The organism is Catellatospora sp. IY07-71, assembly GCF_018326265.1.
GTDB lineage: Bacteria > Actinomycetota > Actinomycetes > Mycobacteriales > Micromonosporaceae > Catellatospora.
This window is the reverse complement of record NZ_AP023360.1, coordinates 7,337,472-7,362,568: the sequence shown is the minus strand read 5'-3', so window position 1 is coordinate 7,362,568 and position 25,097 is coordinate 7,337,472. Positions and strand designations below refer to the sequence as shown.

Sequence of the window (25,097 nt, the reverse complement as noted above, 5' to 3'; positions counted from 1 at the left end):
TCAGGTTATTCACGATAGTGAGTGTTGGCTCATCTTTCAAGGGAGTGTGTGTGCCAGCCGACGCCAAGCCGCTGCGCGCTGACGCGGCGCGTAACCGCGCCCGGATCCTGACCGCGGGTGCGCAGGTGTTCTCCGAGCGCGGCCCGGCCGCGTCCACCGAGGAGGTCGCCAATCGCGCCGGGGTCGCCATCGGCACCGTCTTCCGCCACTTCCCGACCAAGGCCGACCTGCTCCGGGCGATCATGAAGGACCTGCTCGACCGGCTGCTGTCCGACGTGGACGGCCTGCTGCGCGACAGCGAACCCGGCGACGCGCTGTTCGCCTTCTTCACCGGCCTGGTGGCCCACGCCGCGCGCCAGAAGACCGTCGTCGACCTGCTCGCCGAGGCGGGCTCCGAGCTGAACGTCCCCGACGCCGTCGGCCTGCTGGAGCGCTCCGTCGGCAGCCTGCTCGACGAGGCCCAGCGCGCCGGCACGGTGCGCCGCGACGTCGCGCTGCCCGAGGTCATGGCGCTGCTCGCCGCCGTCTGCCAGGGCGCCGTCCAGGGCGGCTGGCCCCCCGACCTGCAGGCCCGTACCCTCGCCGTCGTCTTCACCGGCCTCACCCCCCGCTGACCCGCCCGCGTCCGGTCAAGATCCCTCGACTTGCCTGGCACCTGGGCGAATGCGCGCTCAAGATACGCCCAGGTGCCGGGCAAATCGGATGATCAAGGGTGGGGTCAGGCGGATTCGGTGCGGGCGCGGGGTGGGCAGAGGGCGTCGCCGCCGGGGCCGCCGCAGGGGCGCAGGCGGATCTCGGTGATGGCGTGGCGGTCGACGGAGGTGACCTGCGCGGTCCAGCCGTCCAGGTGCACGATCTCGCCGGGCTGAGTCGGCACGTGGCCGAGCACCGCGATGACCAGCCCGGCGACGGTGATGTAGTCGCCGCCGGGGCGCTGCTCGAAGGTGACCCCGATGTCGGGCAGGTCGTGGATCGGGAACGTGCCGGGCAGCAGCATGTCGCCGTCCTCGCCCTGCTGCACCGCCATCACGTCCCGGTCGGCCTCGTCGTAGATCTCGCCGACGACCTCCTCCAGCAGGTCCTCCATGGTGACGATGCCGTCCACGGCGCCGTGCTCGTCCACGACCAGCGCGAACTGCTGCCGCTCGACCTTGAAGCGGCGCAGCGCGTCCCCGGCGTGCAGCGAGTCGGGCAGCAGCAGCACCGGGCGGGCGACGTCGGCGACCGTGCCGTCGTCCTGGCTGAGCAGGTCGCGCAGGTGCACGATGCCGATGGTGTCGTCGATGTTGCGCCGGCGCACCACCGGCGCGCGGGAGAAGCCGGACCCGGCCAGCTCCTTGCGGGCCACGTCCACGGGCAGGTCGGCATCGAGCAGGAACACGTTGCGGCGGGGGATGAGCACCTCGCGCAGCACCCGTTCGGTGATCTCCACGGCGCCCGCGATGATCAGCCGCTGTTCGGCGGTGAAGCCGCGGTGCACGCTGACGAGGTCGCGTACCTCCTCGGGGGTGATCTCGTCGCGGTGGCCGCCCGGGTCGCCGCCCATGAGGCGTACGCCCAGGTCGGTGGCCTTGCTCAGCACCCACACGAAGGGCCGCGAGATCGCCGCGAGCGTGGTCAGCGGGCGGCCGGCCAGCCGGGCCCAGCGCTCGGCGTGCTGCATGGCGACCCGTTTGGGCGCCAGCTCGCCGAAGACCAGGGTGAGGAACGTCAGCAAAAGGGTGACGCCGACGACGGCCACGGGCCGGGCGGCGCGGCCGAGGAAGCCCAGCGCGGGCTGCAGCACCTCGGCCAGGGCGATTGCGGCGGTCGCCGAGGCCAGGAACCCGGCCAGGGTGATGCCGATCTGGATGGTCGCCAGGTACCGGTTCGGGTCCCGGGCCAGTGCCGCGGCGGCCGCGGCGCCGCCACCCTGCTGTTCCATCCGGCGCAGCTGGCCCTCACGAAGCGAGACCAGCGCCATCTCGCTGCCGGCGAACAGCGCGTTGACGATGATGAGTACGGCTACCAGTACGAGCTGTATCCAGTGGTCGCCCACCGCGCATCACCCTGGGCCCGCCTGGTCTGTCAGCCGGTACGCGCAGGCCGGGCGCAGGCCCGGCCCCGTATCACAGCCTTCCATTCGGTCAACGGTATCAGCAGCTCAGCGGCCTGTCCGCGGGTTGGGTCAGCGGCCGCCGCGGGGCTGGTTGCCCTTGCGCAGGTGCATGCCCGTCGACTGGCCGGTCGGCATGTGGGTGCGGGTGGTCTTCTCCCGTGCCGCCATCGCGGCCTGGCGGGAGCGCTCCTCCGCCCGCTCGGTGGCCCAGCCGGGATGCGAGTCCGGCCCGTGCTCGTGCTCGGCATGCGGAGTGCCCGGCTGGTCCTGCTCGGCGGGCTGCTCGGCCTCCGGGTGCCGGCGGGACTGGTTGTTCTTGTGGTTCTTGGCCATCGCTCCTCCTCGAAGAATCACCTCCACGCTAAAAGCGCGGGGGCGCGGGCGCAGGCCGTTGCCGGAATGGCGCCCGATCAGGCGGGCCGCAGCAGGTCAGGGAGGGTGTCCAGGCCGTCGACGACGGTGGCGTGGCGGGCCGCCTCGGGCTTCTCCGAGCCGAGGTAGCCCCAGGGGCCGCGGCGGATCAGCACGGGCATCATGCCGGCGCGGGTGGCGGGCAGCACGTCGTTGTCGACGCGGTCGCCGACGTAGCAGATGCGCGCCGGGTCCAGCGCCGCGACCTCGGCGACCTTGGCGAAGAAGTGCGGGTGCGGCTTCTCGATGCCCCACTCGGCGGACGTGAAGATCGCGTCGACGGGCAGGTCCATCCGCTCCAGGGCGGCTTTGGCCTGCGGCGGCTGGTTGCCGGCGATGATCACGGTGAGGCCGCGGCGGCGCAGCTCGGCGAACGCGGGCCGCACGTCGGGGTAGAGGTCGGCCTCGTCGAAGTTCTCGCGCAGGCCGTCGGGGTCCTCCACGGCCCAGGCGGCGATCTCGGCGTCGACGTCCAGGCCGGGGCGCAGCAGCTCGAACGCGTCGCCGTGCGGGCGGTCCAGCGCGGCCATGCCGCCGAGCAGGCCCAGCATGGCGAAGCGGGGCACGCCGAGGCGGTCGGCCCAGCGGCTCCAGATGCGGGTCTCGTCGATCAGCGTCTCGCCCACATCGAACACCACTGCCTTGATCATCTGCCCAGGATAACGGGCGGGCGGGCCGATACCGCCCCGGGTGCGCGGCCGGTGCCGCCCGTCACCGCCGGTGCCGGGCAGCTGGCCCTGGCCGGGGAAATCCGGTCGATCATCGGCCCGCCCCGGCGTAGCGTGCGCCGGGTGGAACCGATGACCGAAGCCCAGATCAGGCGGGCGATGAGCAACTGCTCGCGTGGCGACGCGTCGGCGATGACGCTGCCGAAGGACTTCGCCGAGCGGGACTGGCCGTCGCTGACCTTCCTCGGCTGGCGCGACCCGAAGCTCGACCAGCGGGGGTATGTGCTGCGCTGGCGCGACGGCAGGCCGGTGGGGCTGCTGCTGCGCGCGGCCGGCTCGTCCATGTCGCGCGGGCGGGCGGCGATGTGCCTGCTCTGCCAGGCGGTGCGCACCGCCGACGAGGTCACCCTGTTCACCGCCCGCCGCGCCGGGGACGCCGGGCGGCGCGGCGACACGGTCGGCACGTACGTGTGCGCCGCCCTGAACTGCATCCCCGGCGACGAGCTCGCCACCCGCCTCGACGCCTTCCTCGACGAGGTCCTCCACCCCTGACCACCTCGCCGCCGCAAATCCGTGGATCTAGAAGAGTTGTGGTCGTCCCGGCAACCACAACTCTTCTAGATCCAGTGCCGGGATGCCGGACCCTACCCCGAGTGGTGCGGCATCCCGGAGTCTCAGCGGCGGGACAGGGCCGTCAGCCGGTGGGCGGCCGAGGCCAGGGCGGTGGCGATGAGGGTGTCCAGCAGCTCCGGATAGGACATGCCGGCCGCCTGCCACATGCGCGGGTACTGCGAGGCGGAGGTGAACCCGGGGAACGTGTTGACCTCGTTGAGGACCGGGTCGCCGCCGTCGGCGGGCAGGAAGAAGTCCACCCGCAGCAGACCGCGGCAGTCCAGCGCGGTGAACGCCTGGACCGCCAGCTCCTGCAGCCGCGCGGTCACGGCCGGGTCCAGGCGGGCCGGGATGTCGAACACGACCTCGCCCGCGGTGTACTTGGCGTCGTAGTCGAAGAAGCCGTGCCCGTCCGTGACGCGGATCTCCAGCGGCGGCCCGGCGCGCAGGCTGCCGTCGGGGAACTGCAGCACGGCCACGTCCACCTCGCGGCCGGTCACGCCCGCCTCGACCAGCACCTTGCCGTCGCAGGCCCGGGCGGCGTCGAGCGCGGCGGGCAGCGCGGCCCAGTCGTCGACGCGGGTGACGCCGATGCTGGACCCGGCGCGGGCCGGTTTGACGAACACGGGCAGGCCGAGCCGGTCGCGGTCGGCGGCGGGCAGCTCGTCCGTGCCGGGGCGCAGCACGGCGCCGTCGGCCACGCGCAGCCCGTCGGCGGCGAGGATCTTCTTGGTGAACTCCTTGTCCATGCCGGTCGCGCTGGCCAGCACCCCGCTGCCGACGTACGGCACTCCGGCCAGCTCCAGCAGCGACTGCACGGTGCCGTCCTCGCCGTACGGGCCGTGCAGCGCGGGGAACACCACGTCGGCGCGGCCCAGCGTGCGCAGCGCGTCACCCATGCCGACGGGCAGCCCGTCGACGTGCCAGGCGCCGTCGCGGCCGATGAGCACCTCGGTGACGTCGTAGCGGCCGCGGTCGAGGTGGGCCAGGATGCTGTGGGCCGACTTGCACGACACCTCGTGCTCGCCGCTGCGCCCGCCGTAGACGATCGCCAGTTTCATCAGGTGCGCTCCTTGCCGGGTGCGTACCGGCGGGGGACCCGGGGGCCGATGCCGGTGAGGATCTCGTGGGGGTTGGTGCCGGCCCAGGCCGCCCAGTCGGCGGCGGTGGGTTCGCCGTGCGTGCCGGGGCCGAGCACGGTCACCGGGTCGCCGGGTTGCACGTCGAGGTCGCCGGCGTCGACGACGCACTGGTCCATGGCGACGCGCCCGGCCAGCGGACGGCGTACGCCGCCGAGCAGCACCTCGGCCCGCCCACCGGCGGCGCGCGGGACGCCGTCGGCGAAGCCGAGCGGGATCAGGGCCAGGGTGGTGGGGCGCGCGGTGACGTGGTCGTGGCCGTAGCCGACGCCGGTCCCGGCGGGCACCCGCTTCACCAGGGTCACGTGGGTACGCAGGCTGAGCGCCGGGCGCAGCCCGAACGTGCGGCCCGGCACGGGCTCGACCCCGTACACGGCGATCCCGGCGCGGACCAGGTCGTAGTGGGTGCGCGGGGCGGTGAACACGGCGGCCGAGTTGGCCAGGTGCAGCAGGTCCGGGCGCAGCCCCGCGTCCCGTGCCCAGGCCACCGCCTCGGCGAACGCCGCCGCCTGCGCGGCGACCCCGATCGGGCTGGTGTCGGCGGTGGCCAGGTGCGACCACACCCCGCGCACGGCCAGCGCGCCCTCCCGCTCGTACTTGCGCGCCCAGCTGACCAGCTCGGGCCAGCCGTCGGCCCCCGCCCCGCCGCGCGACATCCCCGTATCGACCTTCAGCTGCACGTGCACCGGCCCACCCGAAAGGAAGGGCACCTTCTTATCGTTTTCCGTAGTAGAAGGTGCCCTTCCTAACGCCTGGACCAGGGTGTGGAGCTGGTCGGCTGCGTTGACGGAGACGTCGATGCCGGCGGCGGCCAGCGCCGCGTAGTCGGTGTACGGGCCGTGCAGCCAGCTCAGCACCGGGGCGGTGATGCCCGCCTCGCGCAGTGCCAGGGCCTCGGCCGCGCTGGTGACGCCGAGCCAGGTCGCGCCCCCCGCGAGCGCGGCCATGGCCGCCGGCACCGCGCCGTGGCCGAACCCGTCCGCCTTCACCACGGCCATCACCGCGGCGGACGTGGCGCCCCCGATCAGCTCGACGTTGCCGGTGACCGCCGCGAGGTCCACGACCGCCTCGGCCAGCTCGCTTGTCACGGTGAGTAGTTGACAGGAGGGTGTGTGAGCGTACCGAGAGCGATTTCACTAACGCCCTGCTAACACGGCGTGTGCATACTTGCGAGCGGTCGAGGAGGTGGCTTTTGCGGGTCCTGGTGGTGGAGGACGAGGAGCTGATGGCCGAGGCCGTCGCGGAGGGCCTGCGGCAGGAGGCGTTCGCGGTGGACGTGGCCCACGACGGCGCGGCCGCGCTGGAGAAGCTGGCCGTGAACTCCTACGACGTGCTGATCCTGGACCGGGACCTGCCCGGGGTGCACGGGGACGAGGTGTGCCGGCAGGTCGTGGCCCAGGGCATGGACGTGCGGGTGCTGATGCTCACGGTGTCGGTGACCGTGGCCGAGCGAGTCGCCGGGCTGACCCTGGGCGCCGACGACTACCTGCCCAAGCCGTTCGCGTTCGCCGAGCTGGTGGCCCGGGTGCGGGCGCTGGGGCGGCGGGCCCGCCCGGCCGCGCCGCCGGTGCTGGAGCGGGCCGGGATCCGGCTGGATCCGCACCACCGGGAGACGTACCGGGACGGGCGTTACGTGAGCCTGTCGCGGCGCGAGTTCGCGGTGCTGGAGGAGCTGCTGCGGGCCGAGGGGGCGGTGGTGAGCGCGGAGACGCTACTGGAGAAGGTCTGGGACGAGCACATGGACCCGTTCAGCACGATCGTGCGGGTGACCATCAGCGGGCTGCGCCGCAAGCTGGGCGAGCCGCAGCCGATCGAGACGGTCACCGCCGTCGGCTACCGGATCCGCTGATGGGACTGTGGAGCGGCAACCTGCGGATCCGGCTGACGGCGGTGTTCAGCCTGCTGTTCGCGCTGGCCGGCGGGGCGGTGCTGATGGGCACCCTGATCCTGGTCGACAACAGCATGGACTACAGCCTGAACATCCTGATGGCGGACAGGTACAGCCGGCTCAAACCGGACGACTACGAGGGCGCGACGCAGCTGGCGAGTTCGGCCTTCGCGTCCAAGCAGGCGATCCTGGATTCGATGCACGCCAACCTGCTGTTCAAGGGCGGGCTGACGCTGCTGGTGGTGTGGCTGGTCGTCACCGCGGCGGGCTGGTTCGTGGCGGGGCGGCTGTTGCGGCCGCTGAGCATGATCACCGCGACGGCGCACCGGATCGCGGGGCGGACCCTGCACCGGCGCATCGACCTGGACGCGCCGCCGGGCGAGGTGAAGAGCCTGGCGGACTCGTTCGACAGCATGCTGGACCGGCTGGACGAGGCGTTCGCCGGGCAGGGCCGGTTCATCGCCAACGCCGCGCATGAGCTGAAGACGCCGATCGCGCTGAACCGCACGCTGGTCGAGGTGGCGATGGGCCGCCCGGACTGCCCGCCGCAGACGCGGCAGCTGGGGGAGAACCTGCTGGCGGTCAACCTGCGCCACGAGCGGCTGATCGACGCGCTGCTGACGCTGGCGCGGGCGGAGGACGCGGTGACCGAGCGGCGGCCGGTGGACGTGGCCGACCTGGCCGGCATCGCGGTGGGCACGACCGAGCCGCTGGCGGCTCGGCAGCAGGTGCAGATCGTGCGGGAGCTGTCGGCGGCGCCGGTGGTGGGCGATCCGATCCTGCTGGAGCAGCTGATCCGCAACCTGGTCGACAACGCGGTGCGCTACAACGAGGCGGGCGGCTGGGTGCGGGTGCAGACGGTGGCCAAGCCCCGCCACGCCGAGGTGGTGGTGAGCAACACGGGCGCGGTGATCTCGGCGTACGAGGTGCCGGCGCTGTTCGAGCCGTTCCGGCGGCTCACCGACCGGGTGGGCTCGGCGCGGGGCAGCGGGCTGGGGCTGTCGATCGTGCGGGCGGTGGCCAAGGCCCACGGCGGCGACGCGGTGGCCGTGCCGCGTCCCGGCGGGGGCCTGGTGGTGCGGGTGATCCTGCCGCGGGCGCTGCCCGTGCCGTCGGCCCCGCCGGTGGTGCCGGCTGTGGCCGCGAGCGGCCCCGGCGCGGACCACGTATGACAGACTTTTACTGAGAGTAGTAATAGCACCACTCTGGGGGTCATCACGGCGGCGAACGGGGGTGTTCGCGATACCCGCGCGGGGCTCGACCGAGCCCAGGCGACGGTGATCATCGCGGGTGTGGCGTGGCTGGGGTGCTACGCCGCGCTGCTCGACTACACCCGCGGCATGCCGGAGCTGGCCCGCTTCGTCGGCGAGGTGCTCTACCTGATCCCGATCATGGCGTGCACCGCGCTGGGCGTGTACGCCGCGCGGCAGACGCGGGGGCGGGTGCGGGTCGCGTGGCGGATGCTGGTGGTGTCGAACGCGCTGTGGCTGCTCGGCGAGACGATCTGGGCGGTGCACTCCTACATCTACCCGGAGGGGCCGCCGGTGCCGTCGGTGGCCGACGCCGCCTACCTCGCCTCGTACGCGGTCGCGCTGCCGGCGATCGTGGTCGGGCTCGGGCTGGGGGTGGTCGGCCGGGGACAGGGCCTGCTCGATGCGCTGCTGGTGGCGGCCGGGGCGGGCGCGATCGGCTGGCAGATGATCATCGCGCCGCTGGTGCCGGAGGAGTGGACCGCCGCCGCGCTGATCACCTTCCTGTATCCGGTGTTCTCGGTGAGCCTGGTCAGCATCCTGGTGGCGGTGCTGCTCAGCGGCACGCAGCACGTGCCCCGCTCCATGATCGTCGTGGGGGCGGCGTTCGGCCTGGCGGGCATCACCGACGGCGCCTACGCCTACCTGACCGCCGTGCGCGAGTACGAGAGCTGGAGCTGGGTGAACCTCGGCTGGCAGATCGAGGCGGTGCTGCTGTGCGTGGCGGCGATGACCGCGGCCCGGCGCCGGGAGGGCGACGAGCCCGGGCTGCCCGACCCGGACATCACCTTCCTGCCCGCCGTGGTGGCCGTGCTCGCGGTGGGCGCGCTGGCCGTAGCCGACCTGATACTGGTCGGCCGGCTCAGTGAGGTGACCCTGGCGGTGATCATGCTGTTGCTGCTGGGGCTGCTGGTGCGCCAGGTCGTCTCCACCCGCGACCGGACCAGGCTCACCCAGCGGCTGCGCACCGCCGCCATCACCGACCCGCTGACGGGCCTGCACAACCGGCGCTTCTTCGAGGAGATGCTCGACATCGAGGCCGACCGGGCGGTGCAGCGCCGGGACCCGCTCAGCCTGGTCCTGATCGACCTTGACCACTTCAAGCAGATCAACGACACGTACGGGCACTCGGTCGGCGACGCCGTGCTCACCGAGGTCGCCCAGCGGCTGCGCCGCTCGTTCCGCGCCGGGGACCTGCTGTGCCGCTACGGCGGCGAGGAGTTCCTGTGCCTGCTGCCCGGCACCGGCGGCCGGGATGCCCTCGACCTGGCCGAGCGGGTCCGGCAGGGGCTGTGCGCCACGCCGGTCGCCGTGCTCGGCAGCGACCAGCAGATCGCGCTCACGGCCTCGCTCGGCGTGGCCACCGCCGAGCCGGGCACCGGCCGGCCGGTCATCGACCAGCTCGTCAACGACGCCGACCAGGCCGTCTACCGCGCCAAGGCGCTCGGCCGCGACCGGGTGGTCGGCTCGGGCCGCTTCGCCGCGCCCGCGTTCGACACCGCGCTGCCCCTGCCCCCGGCGCTGGTGTGGCTGGCCGACCGGGTCGACCGGGCGGTCGGCGAGCGCGAGCACAGCGCCGCGGTGTCGCGCTGGGCGCTGCGGACCGCGGCCCGCATGGGGCTGGACGACGCCGTGCAGCGGCGCACCGCCGCCGCGGCCCGCGTGCACGACATCGGCCGGGTCGCCGCGGTCGCCGACGGCAACGGCCTGGACCGGGGCGAGGACGACCGCGGCCATCCGGAGGAGGGGGCGCGCCTGCTCACCGAGCTTGCCGACCTGCCCGAGCTGGCGCCGCTGGTGCGGGCGCACCACGAGTGGTACGACGGAACGGGCTTCCCGTGCGGCTGCGCCGGGACCGACATCCCGATCGAGGCGCGCATCATCACGGTGTGCGACGCGTGGTCGAGGCTGCGCAGCGCCGCGCTGGCGGTGGGGGAGCCCGCGCTCGCCGGGTCGTGCGAGCAGATCCTGGCGGGCCGGGGCACCCGGTTCGATCCGGCGGTGGTGGACGTGTTCCTGTCGCTGGTCGACGACGGCGCCGTCGACGAGCCGGCGGCGCTGCCGCCGGAGCAGACGGTGGTCAGCGGCCGCCGGATACCTTGAGCGTCGCGCCGGTGGCGTAGGACGCCTCGTCGGACAGCAGCCAGACGATCGCGGCGGCGATCTCTTCGGGCTGCCCGGAGCGGCCCAGCGGCGCGGAGGGGCCGAGCCGGTCGGCGCGGCCGGCCTCGCCGCTGCCGGCGTGGAACCCGGTGTGGACGACCCCGGGCGAGACCGTGTTGACCCTGATCCCGGCCGGGCCCAGTTCCTTGGACAGGCCGACCGTCAGCGTCTCCACGGCGGCCTTCGACGCGGCGTAGTGGATGTACTCGCCGGGGCTGCCCAGGCTCGCGGCGACCGAGGACACGTTGACGATCGCGCTGCCCGGCCCGAAGCGGCGGGCGGCCTCCTGGGCGCACAGGATCGCGCCGACCACGTTCACGTCGACGACCCGGCGCAGGTCGGCCTCGGACAGCTCGGTGAACGGGCCGATCGTGCTGCTCACCGCGGCGTTGTTGACCAGGCCGGTGGGGGTGCCCAGCTCGGCTTGGGCGCGGTCGAACAGCTCACGCACCTGGGCGCTGTCGGACACGTCGACCGCGACCGTGACCGCGCGGCGGCCGGCGGCGCGCACCTCGGCTGCGACCTGCTCGGCCGTCTCGGCGTCGGTGCGGTAGCCGATCGCCACGTCGTGGCCGGCCGCGGCGAGCTTCCGGCAGGTGGCGGCGCCGATGCCGCGGCTTCCTCCGGTGACGATGACGATCCCCATGCGGCCATTAGATCAACCATGGGATCGGGTGACACTGTCACCGCCGACACACCCGATGCGCGGCGCGATGGCGTGCTGCGAAGATGTCCCTCTCTTCGGCATGGTGTCGGTGCCTGTTTGTCGGTGGGCTCTGATAGAACATGCGTATCAAATATGTGTTCGGTGAGGGTTGATGCGGCGGTCATGCTGCCGCGGCGGGAGAGTTGGAGCGCGGTATGGCGGGACTGTCGACTCAGGAGTTGACCCAGATACAGGAGACGCTCGCGTCCGGCAAGCGTCCCAAGGTCATGTTCACCGAGGCGGCCGGCCAGATCGCGGGCCAGCTGGGGCAGGTCGTGCAGCTCGACGACCCGGCCACCCACGACGAGTGGATCCTGGTGAAGTTCGGCAGCGACGTGCTGCCGTTCGCGCCGGGTGACCTGTCGATCCCGCCGAAGGGCCACACCGTGCGCAAGCCGGCGCCCGAGCCGGTCCCGGAGCCGGTCGCGCCGCCCGAGCCCGAGTTCATGATCATCCGCGAGAAGCCCGTACGTCAGGAGCGATCCGTGTCCGAAACCCCCGAGGTGCCCGCCGAGACGTCCAGCGTGGCGCCCGCCCCCCGCAAGCCCGCGGCCAAGGGCCCGAAGGTCAAGCCGCCGGCCGGGCTGACCGTGACGCTGGCCTACACCGAGGGCGAGTGGACCGTCGGCGCGGTGCAGGGCACGAAGGCGCTGGCCAAGCCCTATGTCATCAAGGCGCAGGAGGCGCTGAAGATGGTGTCGATGCTCGACGTGCCGGGCGTGCAGGAGGCCGTCGAGCAGATCCTGGCCGCCGAGCGGGCCGAGGCCGAGGCGCACGCGGGCAAGCTGCGCGCCGAGCTGGCCGAGCTGGAGGCCAAGCTGGCCGAGCTGGGCGCCGCCGGCGTCTGAGCCGTCCCGACGGCGGCGGCGCACCCGACCGGTGCGCTGCCGCCGTCTGCGTCTCACCGGGCAGCGGGCTGCGGCGCGACCACTTCCTCCGGTATGTGCTGGGTGCCGATGCGCTTGCGGAACACCCAGTAGGTCCAGCCCTGGTAGAGCAGCACCAGCGGCGTGAAGATCACCGCCACCCAGGTCATGATCTTCAGAGTGTACGGCGTCGACGACGCGTTGGCCACGGTCAGGCTGTTGGTCGCCGGGTCCACGGTCGACGGCAGCACGAACGGGTAGAGGTCGGCGAACAGCGACGCCACCGCCAGCGCGATCGCCGCCGCCGTGCCCGCGAACGCCCAGCCCTCCCGCCGGCCCTGCGGGTCGTCGCGCGACGGCAGCCGGTTGGCGATCAGGCCGCCGACCAGGCACAGCGCCGCCAGCACGGCCAGGATCACCGCGGCCGTGGTCGCGCGGCGGGCCAGGGTCAGCCCGAGGAACAGCGCGGCGGCGATCACGGCGGCGATGCCGAGGCGCTCGGCCAGCCGGTTGGCCCGCTGCCGGATGTCGCCGACGGTCTTGAGCGCGACGAACACCGCCCCGTGCGTGAGGAACAGCGCCAGCGTGGTCAGGCCGCCGAGCAGCGCGTACGGGTTGAGCAGGGTGAAGAAGCCGCCGATGTAGTCGTGGTCGGCGTTGAGCGGCACGCCGCGCACGATGTTGGCGAACGCGACGCCCCACAGGACCGCGGGCACGAACGAGCCGAACACGATGCACCGGTCCCAGCGCCGCTTCCAGACCGGGTCGGCGCGCTTGCCCCGGTACTCGAAGGCGACCCCGCGCAGGATCAGGGCGAGCAGGATGAGCAGCAGCGGCAGGTAGAAGCCGGAGAACACGCTGGCGTACCACTCGGGGAACGCGGCGAACATGGCCCCGCCCGCGGTGATCAGCCAGACCTCGTTGCCGTCCCACACCGGCCCGATCGTGTTGATCATCACACGGCGCTCGCGCTCGTCGCGGCCGAGCACGGGCAGCAGCATGCCGACGCCGAAGTCGAAGCCCTCCAGCACGAAGTAGCCGACGAACAGCAGCGCGATGAGCAGGAACCAGACGGTCGACAGCTCCATGGCGGCGTCCTCCTAGTACGCGAAGGCCAGCGGGCGGTCCTCGTCCGGCTCGGTGGGCGCCGGTGCGGACACGTCGGGCAGCCCGGCGCGGGCGAAGTGCAGCAGCAGGCCCACCTCGACCACCGCGAGCGCGCCGTAGAGCAGCGTGTACACGATCAGGGAGGTGATCACGTCGCCGGAGCTGACGGCGGGTGAGGCGGCCACGGCGGTCTTCATCTGGCTGAACACGATCCACGGCTGGCGGCCCATCTCGGTGAAGATCCAGCCGAAGGAGTTGGCGGCCAGCGGCAGCAGCGGCAGCGCGATCATGCCCCACATCAGGAACCGGGTGCCGCGGCGGCCCGGCTCGGGGGCGCGGCCCTTGCGGATCGACCACAGCGCCCACAGGGCGAGGATCGCGGCGAGCACGCCGGTGCCGATCATGAGGCGGAACGTCCAGTAGGTGACCGGGATGTTGGGCATGTACCGCCCGGGGCCGAACTGCTGCACGTACGCGGCCTGCAGGTCGTTGATGCCCTGGACACGGCCGTCGAAGGAGCCGGTGGCCAGGAACGACAGCACGCCCGGCACGTCCAGGGACCAGACGGGGCGGCTGCCGTCCAGGGTGCCGATGGTGAACAGGGAGAACGGCGCGGGCTGCTCGGTCTGGTAGAGGGCCTCGGCGGCGGCCATCTTCATCGGCTGCACCTCGGTCATGATCTTGCCCTGGATGTCGCCGGTGATCAGCAGGGCGGCCATGGAGATCAGGGTGGTCCAGGAGCCGAGCTTGACCGCGCCGCGGAACGCCGCGGTGTCCTTGCCGGGACGGCGCACCAGGTGCCACATGGCCACCGCGGCGACCAGCGCGCCCGCGGTCATGAAGGCCGCGGCGATGGTGTGCGGGACGGTGATCAGCGCGACCTTGTTGGTCAGCACTGCCATGAAGTCGGTCAGTTCGGCCCGCCCCCGCTCCGGGTTGATCCGGTAGCCGACCGGGTGCTGCATCCAGGAGTTCGCGGCCAGGATGAACGCGGCGCTGAGCACGGTGCCGACCGCCACGATCCAGATGCAGGCGAGGTGGATCCGCTTGGGCAGCCGTTCCCAGCCGAAGATCCACAGGCCGAGGAAGGTCGACTCCAGGAAGAACGCCAGCAGCGCCTCCATGGCCAGCGGGGCACCGAAGACGTCGCCGACGAAGCGCGAGTACACGCTCCAGTTCATGCCGAACTGGAACTCCTGCACGATGCCGGTGACGACGCCCATCGCGAAGTTGATCAGGAACAGCTTGCCGTAGAACTTCGTCAGCTTCAGCCACTTGTCGTCGCCGGTCCGCATCCAGGCCGTCTGCATCCCGGCGACCAGGAACGACAGCCCGATGGTGATCGGCACGAACAGGAAGTGGTAGACGGTCGTGATGCCGAACTGCCAGCGGGCCAGTTCCGTCGCGTCCATGCCCAGCGCTCCCCACACGCGCGCGTATCGATCCCCTTTTGGCGACCATACGCAGGTCACAGGACTGCGGTAGGGGACTTCGGCGACCTCGTGGCAGGATCTTCGACCGTGAGCCACTCACCGACCTGGACCCCGCCCCCGCTGCTGCGCTTCGCACAGTGGCTCGCCGAGGGTGTGACGCGGCTGCTCGCGCGCCTGGAGGTGACCGGGGACCTGCCGGCCGGGCTGCGCGGCGGTCCGGTCATTCTGGCCGCCAACCACCTCAGCCCGTTCGACCCGATCGTGGCGGCCGCGGCGTTCCGGCGGCTGGGCGTGCATCCGCGGATCATGGCCAACGCGGGACTGTTCCGCACCCCCGTGATCGGCCGGCTCATGCGCAGGCAGGGCCACATTCAGGTGGACCGGGGCGAGCCCACCGCCGGCAACGCGGTCACCGACAGCGTCACCGCGCTGGCCGAGGGCTCGCTGCTGATGATCTACCCGGAGGGGCGGATCGGCCTCGACCCGGCGATGTGGCCCGAGCGCGGCCGCACCGGCGTGGGCAGGCTCGTGCTGGCCACCGGTGCTCCGGTGGTCCCGATCGCGATCTGGGGCAGCCACGAGATCCTGCCGTACGCCGCGCCCACCGGCATGTGGCCGATGATCTGGCAGGACCTGCGCCGCCGGCCGAAGGTCCGGGTGCACGTCGGCGAGCCCGTCGACCTGTCCGGGGTCGATCCCGGGCGGCCGGGCGCGGCGCAGCGCATCGCCGACCGCATCATCGACGCGATCGACGCCGAGCTCGTCCCGCTGCGCGCCGACGAGCCCGACCTGCCCTGCTTCACCGACCCGACCCGGCCCGTCGAGACCCGCCGCGCACGCGTGCGCAGCCCTCGCTGACCGACCGCCGTCAGGGCGGCGGCACCCGGCCGGAGCGGTAGGCGGCGACCAGCTCGCGGGTGGTGGCCAGCCCCAGCTCCTGGCGCAGGTCGGCGATGCGGCGGTTGGCCGTGCGCAGCGACAGGTACTCCGCGGCGGCCGCCGCGGCTATCGTCGCGCCGTCGGCCAGCCGGTCCAGCAGCGCACGCTGCACCGGAGACAGCCGGCGGAGCCAGTCCACAGGGTCGTCCTCGGCCACCTGAGCACCCCTTCACGGCACAATGTCTCTCGGAAAGATCGATTCGTTTCGACGCGGTGGTGCGGACATTCTCACCGATGTCGCCCGTTGTTGGCGAGCGGTCAGTATGGGGGCAACGCGGACGCACCCCCGGGTGGCAAGCTTTCGCAGATGGAGACGCCGCAGGGTCCACCTCATCCGTATCTCGCCGCGCCCCCGCTCGCCTTCGCCCACCGGGGTGGCGCCGCCGCCGGCGACGAGAACACCGCCGACGCCTTCGACCGCGCGGTGCGGGCGGGCTACCGCTACGTCGAGACCGACGTGCACGCCACCCGCGACGGCGTGGCGGTGGTCCTGCACGACGCGACCCTGGGCCGGGTCGCCGGGGACCCGCACGCGGTCGCCACGATGACCTGGGCGGACCTGAAGAGCGTGCGCGTGGGCGGGGCGGCGGCCGTGCCCCGGCTGGACGAGGTGCTCGACGCCTGGCCGGAGGTCCGCTTCAACATCGACGTCAAGGCCGACGCGGCGGTCGAGCCGACCGTCGCCGTCGTGCACGACCGTGCCACCCCGGAGCAGGTGCTGCTGGCCTCGTTCTCCGACCCGCGGCTGCGGCGGCTGCGGCAGCTGGCCGGGCCCGCGTACGCGACGTCGCTGGCGCAGCGCGAGACGGCCCGGCTCTGGCTTGCCTCGCGGTTGCGCAGGCGGATCGCGCTGCCCCCGTCGGCGGTCGCGGCGCAGGTCCCGATCATGTTCGGCCGGGTGCGGGTGGTGGACCGGCGCTTCGTCACCCACGCGCATGCGCTGGGGCTGCAGGTCCATGTGTGGACGGTCGACGATCCTGCCGTGATGGAGGGCTTACTTGATCTCGGTGTGGATGGCATCATGACCGATCGCATCGACGTGTTACGGGAAGTTTTCACACACCGTGGCCTCTGGAAGGACCACACATGACCGCTGACACCAGCGCACCCCCCACCCCCGAAGAGAGCTACGGCGCGAGCACCAAACGCGAGCGTGTCGGCTGGTACTTCTACGACTGGGCCAACTCCGCCTTCTCCACCACCGTCGTCACGGCGTTCCTCGGGCCGTACCTGACCGCGATCGCCGAGAACGGCGCCGACGCGGCGGGCGACGTGCACCTGCTCGGGCTGTCGTTCAAGGCCGGCGCGCTGTTCGCGTACACCACCTCGCTGTCGGTGGCGCTGCAGGTGCTGCTGCTGCCGGTGGTCGGCGCGATCGCCGACCGGGCCGCGAAGAAGAAGTTCTGGCTCGCCCTGTTCGCCTACATCGGCGCCGCCGCCACCTGCGGCCTGGTCTTCCTCACCGGCGAGCGGTACGCGCTGGGCGCCGCGCTGTTCCTGGTCGCGAACCTGTCGTTCGGCGCGAGCGTGGTCGTCTACAACTCGTTCCTGCCGCAGATCGCCGACGAGAACGAGCGCGACGGGGTGTCCAGCCGCGGCTGGGCCGCCGGCTACCTCGGCGGCGGCCTGCTGCTGCTGCTGCTCAACGTCATCGTGGTGCTGATCGGCGGCGAGGAGAACCAGGGCGACATCGCCCGCTGGTCGCTGGTGTCGGCCGGCGTGTGGTGGGCGCTGTTCACCACGTTCCCGCTGCTGTGGCTGCGCAACCGGCCACCGCTGGCGGGCGAGGCGCGCGGCTCGGTGCTGATCGACGGGTTCCGGCAGCTCGGGCACACGCTCAAGGGGCTGAAGGCGTACCCGCTGACGCTGTCGTTCCTGATCGCGTTCCTGATCTACAACGACGGCATCCAGACCGTCATCGCGATGGCCGGCACCTACGGCTCCGAGCAGCTCGGCTTCGACAACACCGTGCTCATGCCGACCATCCTCATGGTGCAGTTCCTGGCGTTCGCGGGCGCGATGCTGCTGGGCCGGCTGGCGAAGAAGTACGGCGCCTGGCGCACCGTGCTGGGCAGCCTCGTCGGCTGGACGTTCATCCTAGTCGCGGCGTACTTCCTGCCGTACGGCAACGCGGTGCCGTTCGTGGTGCTCGGCGGCGCGATCGGCCTGGTGCTCGGCGGCAGCCAGGCGCTGAGCCGCTCGCTGTTCAGCCAGCTCATCCCGAAGGGCAAGGAGGGCGAGTACTTCGGCCTCTACGAGATCTCCGACAAGGGCACCAGCTGGTTCGGGCCGCTGCTGTTCGGCCTGGCCTACGACCTGACCGGCAGCTACCGGGTCGCGATCATCTCGCTGATCGTGTTCTTCGGCATCGGGTTCGTGCTGCTGCTGCGGGTGCCGATGGCACGGGCGATCGCCGCGGCGGGCAACACGCCGCCGGACCGCCTCTGACACGCCGTACCAACGGGAATCGCGCTCATGGATTCCCGCTGACGGAGGGGTAGCCGCTAGGCTGCCCCTCCGTGACGCCTGCTGACGAACCCACCACCGACCCCGCGCACTGTGCCTCGGCCGGGGACGGCAGGCTGCGCCACGGCGCCGCGCTGAAGTTCTTCTGGGGCCCGATGGACTGCGGCAAGTCCACCCTCGCCCTGCAGATGGACCACAACCACGGCCGGCAGGGCCGCCGCGGCCTGGTCATGACCCGCAACGACCGGTCGATGGGCCCGCAGGTCACCACCCGGATCGGCCTCGCGCACACCGCCGTCGAGGTGACCGACGACCTGGACCTGATCGCGCTCGTGCGCAAGGAGTGGTCCGAGGGCGCCCGCATCGACTACCTGATCTGCGACGAGGCCTGCTTCTACACGGTCGAGCAGATCGAGCAGCTGGCCGACCTGGTCGACTCCTACGACGTCGACGTGTACGCGTTCGGCCTGGCCTCGGACTTCCGCTCGCGGCTGTTCCCGGCGGCGCAGCGGCTGTTCGAGCTGGCCGACGAGGTGCACCGGCTGCAGGTCGAGGTGCTGTGCTGGTGCGGCAGCGAGGGCCTGCTCAACGCCCGGATCGTGGACGGCGTGGTGGCCCGCGAGGGCGAGCAGGTCGTCATCGGCGATACCGCCGCCGCCGACCCCGCCGAGGTCCGCTACCAGGTCCTCTGTCGCCGCCACTACCGCTCCGGCGACCTCGGCCGCTGATCCTGGCGATCGACGCTCCCGCCAGGCCGCTGCGGCGACACGGCGGGAGCGTCGATCAGCCGTCTACGCGATCAACGCGGCGACCTTCGCCGTCAGGACGGGGTGGGCCGGGCGCGCAGCGCCGGGATGGCCGTCGCGACGGCGGCCAGCAGGGCCACGGCGAGCAGCGGGAGCAGGTAAGCGCGCCAGCCGACGCCGTAGTGCAGGTCCCAGGCGAGGTTCCAGCCCGCGACGGCGAGCGGGCCGGCGGCGGCCATGACGCCCGCGGTGATCGCGGCGTCGCGGCGCAGCAGGCCGGTCGCGGCGACGGCGAGGCCCCACGGCAGGCTGAACAGCAGGCCGTACGTGCCGAGCAGGGTGATCGGGCGCAGGCCGCCCAGCAGCGCGACCGGGAGCCCGGCCGCGAGCAGCGCCCCGGCGGCGACGGGCAGCCGGCGGCGCGGTCCGGCGGCCGGCTGCCAGGCGCCGGTGCGGAGCACGGCCAGCGCGCAGGCCACGGCCGCGGCGGCGCAGGCGACGGCGATCCCGGCGGCGAGCGGCCGCAGGATGCCGAGCAGGGTCTCCCCGCGTCCGCCCATGCCGGTGAACGGCTCCCAGTGGCGCACCGCCCAGATGCCGGTGCCGCACAGCTGCACGGCGGCGAGCACGCCCGCGGTCGCGGCGGCCCCCGCGGCGGTGGTGCTGCCCACCAGCAGGACGAGGCCGCTGCCGGTGAGCACCGCCCAGAGCGCCCAGTGACCGGGGCCGTAGAGCGAGGCCCAGTGGTCGGTGAAGACCGCGACGCCGCCGGGCACGAGCAGCACGACCAGGGTGTACGCGGCGGCGCAGAGCGCGGTCACCCCCGCGCGGCGGGCGGCTCGGTCCCGGCTTCCGGCAGCCTGTACGGCGTCCCCTGTCGATGTCATCGGCTCATGCTGTCCGACCACGACGGTCGGGGCAAGGCCGCGAACCGGGCGGGCGGCTCGCGCGCCTCCTCCGGCCGCCGCTCGTCGCCGTCCGCTTCCGGGTGCCGGTGCCGCCATTTCGGCCCGGCCGGACCGCCGTTTCCGTCAGGATGGTGACGAAACGGACTTTCTGTGAGGTGAGCGCGGATGGCGCAGCGCGATACGGCCGACGACGACCGGCCCGAGCCCGAGCAGCCGCGGCCGGAGCCGGGCGCGACGGGCCGCAGCGAGGCCGACGTGTACCGGCTGAAGGTGAAGGAGCTGCGTGCGCTGCTGCGCGAGGCGGGCGTCACCGGCACCTCGGCCATGCGCAAGGACGAGCTGGTGCGTGAGCTGTTCAAGACGATGCACTCCGACCAGCGCGCCCGCTCCACGGCGAAGGTCGCCACCGGCAAGAAGAGCCTGGTGCCGCCGGGCGACAGCGCGCCGTCGTCCCGGGCGCAGGCGCCGGTGCGCCCGGCCAAGCGGGTCCCGGCGGCGCCCGGGGTGCAGCTGCCCGACCTGGACCGCGACGACGACGTGATCGACCTGCTGCTGGCCCAGCACGAGGAGATCGCCGACCTGTTCGTCGAGCTGGGCCGCGCGCGCGGGCCGCACCGGCGGGCGCAGTTCGATCGGCTGGTGCGCCTGCTCGCGGTGCACGAGAGCATCGAGCAGCTGCTGGTGCACCCGCTGGCCCGGGCCCGGCTGGCCGACGGGGACGCGGTCGTCGACGCGCGCATGGAGGAGGAGGACCAGGCCGAGCTGGACCTGCAGGAGCTGCACGAGCTGGGCCTGGAGCACGACGACTTCATCACGAAGCTGGCCAACCTGCGCGACGCTGTGGTCGAGCACGCCGAGTTGGAGGAGGAAGAGGAGTTCGACTACCTGCGCGACAACGTGCCCCCGGCGGAGCTGCTCCGGCTCGCCGACGTGGCGCTCAACGCGACCCTGGTCGCCCTCGCCGACGACGAGGACACCACCGCCGACCCCCCGCGCACCGTCTTCTCCCGCGCCCGCGACGCCTTCCCCACCCCCTAGCCGGGCCCACCTTCCCCGCCCCGCCCCGCCCCGCGCTGAGTTGATCATGAACTTAAGGGCGGGTTCGACGGCGCGTCACTGCCCTAACTTCATGATCAACGCACCCGATGGCGGGGCGCGGGCGGGGGCGGGGCCGGTCGGGTGCAGTTTCGGGGAAACTGGAGCTTGCGCGGGCTGGGCGGGTGCAGTTTCCCCGAAACTGTGGTGCCAGCCGACGACGGGGCCCGGCTTGGCGTCGCGGGTTTTTGTGTGGAAGCGCTCTCTGTGGGTTGCTCCGCTGAGCGGGGTGGGGATTCCGGTGCGGCGGGGTCCGCAGGCGGTGGTGTGGCCGCCGGCCTACGGAGAGTAATCGACTCACATCTATTGACTTCGTGTGACGTGACTGTAAAGTCTCCTTCTTGAGAGCGCTCTCACGCCCTGATCCGTCCTACCCCCCGGAGGATTGACGTGAGAGTCACTGCGCTGACCGGCGCGGCGGTGCTCGCTGTGGCGCTGTCCGCCCCCATACCAGCATCGGCCGCCCCCGACACCGACATCGCCCCCGCCGCTTCCATGCAGCAGGCACTGCAACGCGACCTCGGCCTCACCGCCGACCAGGCCCGCGTCCGCCAGGCCCACGAGGCAGCCGCACCCGTCGTCGAACGCGCCGTACGCGAGCGCCTCGGCGCCCGCTTCGCGGGAGCCTGGTTCTCACCGGCCGACGGCCGCCTCAAGGTCGGCGTGCTCGACGAGGCCGGCGCCGCCCAGGTCCGCGCGGCGGGCGCCGTGCCGGCCCTGGTGTCCCGCAGCCTCGCCCAGCTCGACGGCGTCAAGGCCAAGCTCGACGGCCGCGCCGCCAAGGCCGGTGCCGCCGTGCACGGCTGGTACGTAGACGTGGCCGCCAACACGGTCACCGTGGCCGCCGCGGACGCCGCCGCGGCCCGCCGCTTCGCCGCCGCGAGCGGGGTCGACGCGGCCGCGCTGCGGATCGTCACCGGGCAGGCGCCGCGCCCGCTGTACGACATCCGCGGCGGCGACCAGTACGTCATCAACGGCAACACGCTGTGCTCGGTCGGCTTCTCCGTGAACAACGGCGGCTTCGTCACCGCCGGGCACTGCGGCGGCGCCGGCAGCCCCACCCTCGGCTACAACAACGTGGCCCAGGGCACCTTCGCCGGGTCGTCGTTCCCGAACAACGACTACGCGTGGGTGCGTACCAACAGCAACTGGACCCCCCGCCCGTGGGTCAACAACTACGCGGGCGGCAGCGCGACCGTGGCCGGCTCGCAGGAGGCGGCCATCGGCGCCTCGATCTGCCGCTCGGGCCGCACCACCGGCTGGCGCTGCGGCGTCATCCAGGCCAAGAACGTCACGGTCAACTACTCCGGCGGGCGCACCGTCTACGGCCTGACCCAGACCACCGCGTGCGCCGAGGGCGGCGACTCCGGCGGGGCGTGGCTGAGCGGCAACCAGGCGCAGGGCGTGACCTCCGGCGGCTCGGGCAACTGCTCGACCGGCGGCACCACGTTCTACCAGCCGGTCAACGAGATCCTCGGCGCGTACGGCCTCACCCTCACCACCACCGGCGGGGGCGGCGGCAGCCGCATCATCGGCTGGCAGGACAAGTGCATCGACGTGCCGAACTCGAACTTCGTCGACGGCCAGCGCCTGCAGCTGTGGGACTGCAACGGCACCAACGCGCAGAACTGGACGTTCCCGGGTGACGGCACCATCCGTACCGTCAACGGCCTGTGCATGGACGTGGCCTGGGGCTCGACCGCGGCCGGCGCGGCGATCCAGATCGTGGGCTGCAGCGGCAACCCGGCCCAGCAGTTCGTGCTGACCGGCGCGGGTGACCTGGTCAACCCGCAGGCCAACAAGTGCGTGGACGTCACCGCCTGGGGCGGCACCGGCACCCCGCTGCAGACCTGGGACTGCACCGGCGGCGCCAACCAGAAGTGGCGGCGCGGCTGAGCCACGGACCGGATGTGGGGCGCCGGGACGCCGACCGGCGCCCCACATCCACGTGGCTGTTTCGGCGGTGGCCGAAAGCCTCGACGATCGCGACAGGGTCTTGCAGGATCGTGCGCGAACCGGCGCAATCGCCGAACGCGCGGCGAGCCGTGCGATCCGGGCGACGCGGGCTTGGCCGACACGGGGGAGGCCAATCCCGCGCGCCGGCACCACGCGAGCGGCGTGCCTAGATGGGGAAGGTGCCGCGGCGCCACTGCCAGTGCCGGCCGGCCCTCAGGTGGTCGGCGGCCGCGCGCTGGAGCACGGTGTCGCGCGGCAGCCGGTCCAGCGGCGTGCTCAGGCTGCGGAACACGAACCGCAGCACCTCGACGTCGGGGTCGAGCCCTTCCGGCGCCTCGTAGGGCTCCAGCTCGAACCGGCGCTGGAACCGGACGATGTTGGAGTCCTCGGGCAGGTACTCCAGCAGCTGCGGGTCGAGCAGCCAGGAGCCGCAGGCGAACGTCGTGTAGTGCTCGTCGGGGAAGTGGCGGGGGAAGAACGCGCGGGCCTCGTCGAGCGATGCCGACACCGCCTCCGGCGTCAACGGCCCCGCGTCGGGGATGTGCAGGCTGATGGCCGTGTCGCCGCGGTGATGCTGCAGGCGGCCCAGCTGGTAGAGGCCGCCGCGGGCGTGCAGCGTCAGCCAGCTCTGCATGACCGGCCAGCCCTCACGGTGCATCCGCCGGTCGATCGCCAGGTTGCGGCCCAGGTCGGCGAGGGTCGCCCACGACACGTCCGCGGCGATGCCGTGCTCGCGGTGGTATCCCATGGCTACGTCGACCAGGGCCAGGTACGCGTACACGTACAGGTGCCGCCAGGCGGGGCCGCGGTCGCGATCCAGCTCCGGGCCGGGCGGCAGCCAGCCGTGGCCGCCCAGATCGGCGCGGACCAGCGCGATCGAGCGGTCGAGCAGCCAGCGCAGCTCGGGCGTCCACAGTGGTGAGTCCGGATCCGGCCAACCCGCCATGATCTCGGCGGCGTCGTCCGGCCGCACCGCGAGCCGGTCGAGCATCGCGGGCGCGTCGGCCTTGGCCGGCAGCGGCGCCGACGGCCGGTCACCGGCGAGCCGCTGCACGCGCTCGACCTCTTCGACGGGAACCCCGAGCCGCGCGGCGATCTCCTCCAGATCCACGCGAGGATCCTAACCGGAAGCACCGCTGCGGCGCGCGGGGCAAGATCGCTGTTTCGTGTCGAAAAGTGCTGCCTGGCCACAGGTTCTGACACGAGATGGCGATCATCGCCGGAAAGTAAAGGCGGGAGGCGGGCCCGGCGTAGTACATGCGACAGTGCGTTTTCCGGTCTCAGGTGGTGTCGATGGACGATTTCGGCGATTTCTACGCGGCGCGCAAGGACGCCGTCTACCGGGCCGTGCTGGTCGCCACGCGCGGCCAGCCGGGGGCAGAGGACGCCGTGGCCGAGGCGTTCACCAGGGCGTACGCCCGCTGGGCGGCGGTCCGGGCGCACCCCGACCCGACCGCGTGGGTGCTGCGCACCGCGCTGAACGAGCAGCGCTCGTGGTGGCGGCGGCTGCGCCGCGAGCTGCTCGGCGACCCGCCCGAACGCGGCGCGCGCGACCGGGACCCCGGCGGGCTCGACGAGCGGCTGCGGGCCATGGTGCTGGCGCTGCCGCGACGGCAGCGCGAGGTGGTCGCGCTGCGGCTGCTGGCCGACCTGTCGGCGGAGGAGACAGGCCGCTCGCTGCGCATCGGCGCGGCGACCGTGCACGTGCACCTGCACCGCGCGCTGGCGACGTTGCGCGCCCAGTTGGCGGGCACGGCCGGTGACGGCGTCCGCCTGGCCGGGGAGGAGAACCGATGAGCGGGTACGACGACACGCACCTGGCCGACCTGATCCGCGAGGCGCACCGGGACACGCACCTGGCCGTGCCGCTGTCGCGGATCATCGCGGCCCGGCCGCGGCGGCGGGTGGGCCTGGCCGTGGCCGCGGCCGCCGCGGTGCTGGTCTGCGTGGTGCTGTTCGGCACGGCGTGGGTGCTGCTCGGCGGGCAGCCGATCGGGCTGCAGCCCGCGCTGCCGTCGGAGTCGGCGGTTCCGCCCGGCAAGCCGCCCCGGCCGTCCAGCAGCGCGACGACGGCTCTGGGCCGGTGCGCCGACTTCGCCCGGCCGGAGCTGGCCGCGGCCGGGATGACGGAACTGCCGCCACTGCGCTTCGAACGGGAGGTGGTCCCCGGCGGGCTGCGGTTGCTGATCTACGCCGACGACGAGCGCAACGTGGCCTGCTGGCTCGCGGCCGAGCAGCACTCGGTGGAGGTCGACCAGTCGAACCTGACCACGGACATGGATCCGGCACATCCCCCGGGCCGGCTGAGCAACGCGTCGGCGAACTGGGGGAGCAACCCCGCGGCGGCGTACACCTTCGGCCGGGTCCCCGACGGGACCACCCGGGTCGAGGTGCACTTCCCGGGCGGGGTGGTGCGGCAGGCGGCGCTCCAGGGCGAGTGGTACCTGCTCACGGGCACGGGCGAGGACTCGTACGCGTTCTCCGAGATCACCAAGATCGTCGCGGTCACGCCGGGCGGCAGGCAGGAGCTGCCGGTGCTGCACGGGTGAGCGGGAGCGGGCCGGGCGCGCCGTCGTGGGCGCCCGGCCTGGTCAAGGTTCGGTAACACGGTCCGACAACTCCGGCATGCCGGACACCGGCCGGTTG

At 72.8% G+C, this 25,097-nt stretch carries 25 protein-coding genes; 14 read left to right on the top strand and 11 right to left on the bottom strand.

The genetic code is table 11. The annotated features are described in order from the left end of the window. Positions 1 to 50: 50 nt before the first annotated feature. Positions 51 to 614, top strand: a complete 564-nt coding sequence (locus CS0771_RS32845) for a TetR/AcrR family transcriptional regulator (protein WP_212844621.1) — start codon at positions 51 to 53, stop codon at positions 612 to 614. 104 nt (positions 615 to 718) lie between these two features. Here CS0771_RS32845 and CS0771_RS32840 read toward each other — a convergent pair whose 3' ends face one another. The 3 genes from CS0771_RS32840 to CS0771_RS32830 form a co-directional block, all read right to left on the bottom strand. Next, positions 719 to 2,038 carry a hemolysin family protein gene (locus CS0771_RS32840; protein WP_212844620.1) on the bottom strand — a complete coding sequence of 440 codons (1,320 nt, stop codon included), beginning with the start codon at positions 2,036 to 2,038 and terminating at the stop codon, positions 719 to 721. A gap of 129 nt (positions 2,039 to 2,167) precedes the next feature. Beyond that, complete coding sequence (locus tag CS0771_RS32835) at positions 2,168 to 2,431, bottom strand: hypothetical protein (protein WP_212844619.1); 264 nt, start codon at positions 2,429 to 2,431, stop codon at positions 2,168 to 2,170. A 77-nt stretch (positions 2,432 to 2,508) separates the two neighbouring features. After that, complete coding sequence (locus CS0771_RS32830; RefSeq protein WP_244871171.1) at positions 2,509 to 3,159, bottom strand: HAD family hydrolase; 651 nt, start codon at positions 3,157 to 3,159, stop codon at positions 2,509 to 2,511. A gap of 150 nt (positions 3,160 to 3,309) precedes the next feature. Between CS0771_RS32830 and CS0771_RS32825 the strand changes: the two genes are divergently transcribed. Next, positions 3,310 to 3,729: an FBP domain-containing protein gene (locus CS0771_RS32825; RefSeq protein ID WP_212844618.1), complete on the top strand. Its 420-nt coding sequence runs from the start codon at positions 3,310 to 3,312 to the stop codon at positions 3,727 to 3,729. A gap of 122 nt (positions 3,730 to 3,851) precedes the next feature. On the opposite strand, the gene CS0771_RS32820 is transcribed toward CS0771_RS32825, so the two are convergent. Then, the gene (locus tag CS0771_RS32820; protein ID WP_212844617.1) at positions 3,852 to 4,850 is read right to left on the bottom strand and encodes a D-alanine--D-alanine ligase family protein; all 999 of its coding nucleotides are present in this window, start codon (positions 4,848 to 4,850) and stop codon (positions 3,852 to 3,854) included. Beyond that, a complete protein-coding gene (alr, locus tag CS0771_RS32815) occupies positions 4,850 to 6,016 on the bottom strand; it encodes an alanine racemase (protein ID WP_244871170.1) in 1,167 nt (388 codons plus the stop codon). The genes CS0771_RS32820 and alr overlap by 1 nt, the downstream gene beginning before the upstream one ends. 104 nt (positions 6,017 to 6,120) lie before the next feature. On the opposite strand from alr, the gene CS0771_RS32810 reads away from it, so the two are divergent. The 3 genes from CS0771_RS32810 (at position 6,121) to CS0771_RS32800 (ending at position 10,169) form a co-directional block, all read left to right on the top strand. After that, on the top strand, positions 6,121 to 6,777 hold the full coding sequence (locus CS0771_RS32810; protein ID WP_212844616.1) for a response regulator transcription factor: 657 nt from the start codon (positions 6,121 to 6,123) through the stop codon (positions 6,775 to 6,777). Continuing rightward, entirely contained in the window at positions 6,777 to 7,988 is a 1,212-nt protein-coding gene (locus tag CS0771_RS32805; protein WP_212844615.1) for a HAMP domain-containing sensor histidine kinase, read from the top strand. The genes CS0771_RS32810 and CS0771_RS32805 overlap by 1 nt, the downstream gene beginning before the upstream one ends. A gap of 120 nt (positions 7,989 to 8,108) precedes the next feature. Further along, positions 8,109 to 10,169, top strand: a complete 2,061-nt coding sequence (locus CS0771_RS32800; RefSeq protein WP_212844614.1) for a diguanylate cyclase — start codon at positions 8,109 to 8,111, stop codon at positions 10,167 to 10,169. Here the strand turns inward: CS0771_RS32800 and CS0771_RS32795 are convergent. Beyond that, positions 10,147 to 10,875 (bottom strand): SDR family oxidoreductase, encoded by a 729-nt coding sequence (locus CS0771_RS32795; protein ID WP_212844613.1) that lies wholly within the window; start codon positions 10,873 to 10,875, stop codon positions 10,147 to 10,149. The two genes, CS0771_RS32800 and CS0771_RS32795, sit on opposite strands and share 23 nt — an antisense overlap. Positions 10,876 to 11,090: 215 nt before the next feature. On the opposite strand from CS0771_RS32795, the gene CS0771_RS32790 reads away from it, so the two are divergent. Next, positions 11,091 to 11,783: a hypothetical protein gene (locus CS0771_RS32790; RefSeq protein WP_203754052.1), complete on the top strand. Its 693-nt coding sequence runs from the start codon at positions 11,091 to 11,093 to the stop codon at positions 11,781 to 11,783. Positions 11,784 to 11,836: 53 nt separating this feature from the next. Here the strand turns inward: CS0771_RS32790 and cydB are convergent, their stop codons facing one another. Then, positions 11,837 to 12,889: a cytochrome d ubiquinol oxidase subunit II gene (gene cydB, locus CS0771_RS32785; RefSeq protein ID WP_212844612.1), complete on the bottom strand. Its 1,053-nt coding sequence runs from the start codon at positions 12,887 to 12,889 to the stop codon at positions 11,837 to 11,839. A gap of 12 nt (positions 12,890 to 12,901) precedes the next feature. Then, complete coding sequence (locus CS0771_RS32780; RefSeq protein ID WP_212844611.1) at positions 12,902 to 14,320, bottom strand: cytochrome ubiquinol oxidase subunit I; 1,419 nt, start codon at positions 14,318 to 14,320, stop codon at positions 12,902 to 12,904. Between the two features lie 108 nt (positions 14,321 to 14,428). On the opposite strand from CS0771_RS32780, the gene CS0771_RS32775 reads away from it, so the two are divergent. Beyond that, positions 14,429 to 15,199 (top strand): 1-acyl-sn-glycerol-3-phosphate acyltransferase, encoded by a 771-nt coding sequence (locus CS0771_RS32775; RefSeq protein ID WP_212844610.1) that lies wholly within the window; start codon positions 14,429 to 14,431, stop codon positions 15,197 to 15,199. A 10-nt stretch (positions 15,200 to 15,209) separates the two neighbouring features. Here CS0771_RS32775 and CS0771_RS32770 read toward each other — a convergent pair whose 3' ends face one another. Further along, complete coding sequence (locus tag CS0771_RS32770) at positions 15,210 to 15,437, bottom strand: hypothetical protein (RefSeq protein ID WP_244871169.1); 228 nt, start codon at positions 15,435 to 15,437, stop codon at positions 15,210 to 15,212. Positions 15,438 to 15,587: 150 nt separating this feature from the next. Between CS0771_RS32770 and CS0771_RS32765 the strand changes: the two genes are divergently transcribed. From CS0771_RS32765 to CS0771_RS32755, 3 genes are all read left to right on the top strand, one after another. After that, positions 15,588 to 16,370, top strand: a complete 783-nt coding sequence (locus CS0771_RS32765; RefSeq protein WP_212844609.1) for a glycerophosphodiester phosphodiesterase family protein — start codon at positions 15,588 to 15,590, stop codon at positions 16,368 to 16,370. Next, complete coding sequence (locus CS0771_RS32760) at positions 16,367 to 17,728, top strand: MFS transporter (protein ID WP_212844608.1); 1,362 nt, start codon at positions 16,367 to 16,369, stop codon at positions 17,726 to 17,728. Before CS0771_RS32765 ends, CS0771_RS32760 begins: the two co-directional genes overlap by 4 nt. Before the next feature lie 71 nt (positions 17,729 to 17,799). Next, positions 17,800 to 18,474 carry a thymidine kinase gene (locus CS0771_RS32755; RefSeq protein ID WP_212844607.1) on the top strand — a complete coding sequence of 225 codons (675 nt, stop codon included), beginning with the start codon at positions 17,800 to 17,802 and terminating at the stop codon, positions 18,472 to 18,474. 92 nt (positions 18,475 to 18,566) lie between these two features. Here CS0771_RS32755 and CS0771_RS32750 read toward each other — a convergent pair whose 3' ends face one another. Next, entirely contained in the window at positions 18,567 to 19,379 is an 813-nt protein-coding gene (locus CS0771_RS32750; protein WP_212844606.1) for a hypothetical protein, read from the bottom strand. 186 nt (positions 19,380 to 19,565) lie between these two features. Here CS0771_RS32750 and CS0771_RS32745 point away from each other — a divergent pair, with 186 nt between their 5' ends. Beyond that, entirely contained in the window at positions 19,566 to 20,438 is an 873-nt protein-coding gene (locus CS0771_RS32745; RefSeq protein WP_212844605.1) for a hemerythrin domain-containing protein, read from the top strand. A 447-nt stretch (positions 20,439 to 20,885) separates the two neighbouring features. Further along, positions 20,886 to 22,391 (top strand): ricin-type beta-trefoil lectin domain protein, encoded by a 1,506-nt coding sequence (locus tag CS0771_RS32740; protein WP_371821519.1) that lies wholly within the window; start codon positions 20,886 to 20,888, stop codon positions 22,389 to 22,391. A gap of 226 nt (positions 22,392 to 22,617) precedes the next feature. Here the strand turns inward: CS0771_RS32740 and CS0771_RS32735 are convergent, their stop codons facing one another. Next, positions 22,618 to 23,562, bottom strand: coding sequence for an acyltransferase domain-containing protein (locus CS0771_RS32735; RefSeq protein ID WP_212844604.1), 945 nt, complete (start codon positions 23,560 to 23,562; stop codon positions 22,618 to 22,620). 182 nt (positions 23,563 to 23,744) lie between these two features. On the opposite strand from CS0771_RS32735, the gene CS0771_RS32730 reads away from it, so the two are divergent. Together CS0771_RS32730 and CS0771_RS32725 are read left to right on the top strand one after the other, a co-directional pair. Continuing rightward, positions 23,745 to 24,248, top strand: coding sequence for a sigma-70 family RNA polymerase sigma factor (locus tag CS0771_RS32730; protein ID WP_203754030.1), 504 nt, complete (start codon positions 23,745 to 23,747; stop codon positions 24,246 to 24,248). After that, a complete protein-coding gene (locus CS0771_RS32725; protein ID WP_212844603.1) occupies positions 24,245 to 25,000 on the top strand; it encodes a hypothetical protein in 756 nt (251 codons plus the stop codon). Before CS0771_RS32730 ends, CS0771_RS32725 begins: the two co-directional genes overlap by 4 nt. The last annotated feature ends 97 nt before the right edge of the window (positions 25,001 to 25,097 follow it).

Excerpts from the sequence above, each read along its gene's own strand:
- CS0771_RS32835 (WP_212844619.1), bottom strand. The coding sequence starts at position 2,431 with ATGGCCAAGAACCACAAGAACAACCAGTCCCGCCGGCACCCGGAGGCC.
- CS0771_RS32830 (WP_244871171.1), bottom strand. The coding sequence starts at position 3,159 with ATGATCAAGGCAGTGGTGTTCGATGTGGGCGAGACGCTGATCGACGAG.
- CS0771_RS32825 (WP_212844618.1), top strand. The coding sequence starts at position 3,310 with ATGACCGAAGCCCAGATCAGGCGGGCGATGAGCAACTGCTCGCGTGGC.
- CS0771_RS32820 (WP_212844617.1), bottom strand. The coding sequence starts at position 4,850 with ATGAAACTGGCGATCGTCTACGGCGGGCGCAGCGGCGAGCACGAGGTG.
- CS0771_RS32805 (WP_212844615.1), top strand. The coding sequence starts at position 6,777 with ATGGGACTGTGGAGCGGCAACCTGCGGATCCGGCTGACGGCGGTGTTC.
- CS0771_RS32795 (WP_212844613.1), bottom strand. The coding sequence starts at position 10,875 with ATGGGGATCGTCATCGTCACCGGAGGAAGCCGCGGCATCGGCGCCGCC.
- CS0771_RS32790 (WP_203754052.1), top strand. The coding sequence starts at position 11,091 with ATGGCGGGACTGTCGACTCAGGAGTTGACCCAGATACAGGAGACGCTC.
- cydB (WP_212844612.1), bottom strand. The coding sequence starts at position 12,889 with ATGGAGCTGTCGACCGTCTGGTTCCTGCTCATCGCGCTGCTGTTCGTC.
- CS0771_RS32780 (WP_212844611.1), bottom strand. The coding sequence starts at position 14,320 with ATGGACGCGACGGAACTGGCCCGCTGGCAGTTCGGCATCACGACCGTC.
- CS0771_RS32765 (WP_212844609.1), top strand. The coding sequence starts at position 15,588 with ATGGAGACGCCGCAGGGTCCACCTCATCCGTATCTCGCCGCGCCCCCG.
- CS0771_RS32760 (WP_212844608.1), top strand. The coding sequence starts at position 16,367 with ATGACCGCTGACACCAGCGCACCCCCCACCCCCGAAGAGAGCTACGGC.
- CS0771_RS32750 (WP_212844606.1), bottom strand. The coding sequence starts at position 19,379 with ATGACATCGACAGGGGACGCCGTACAGGCTGCCGGAAGCCGGGACCGA.
- CS0771_RS32745 (WP_212844605.1), top strand. The coding sequence starts at position 19,566 with ATGGCGCAGCGCGATACGGCCGACGACGACCGGCCCGAGCCCGAGCAG.
- CS0771_RS32730 (WP_203754030.1), top strand. The coding sequence starts at position 23,745 with ATGGACGATTTCGGCGATTTCTACGCGGCGCGCAAGGACGCCGTCTAC.
- CS0771_RS32725 (WP_212844603.1), top strand. The coding sequence starts at position 24,245 with ATGAGCGGGTACGACGACACGCACCTGGCCGACCTGATCCGCGAGGCG.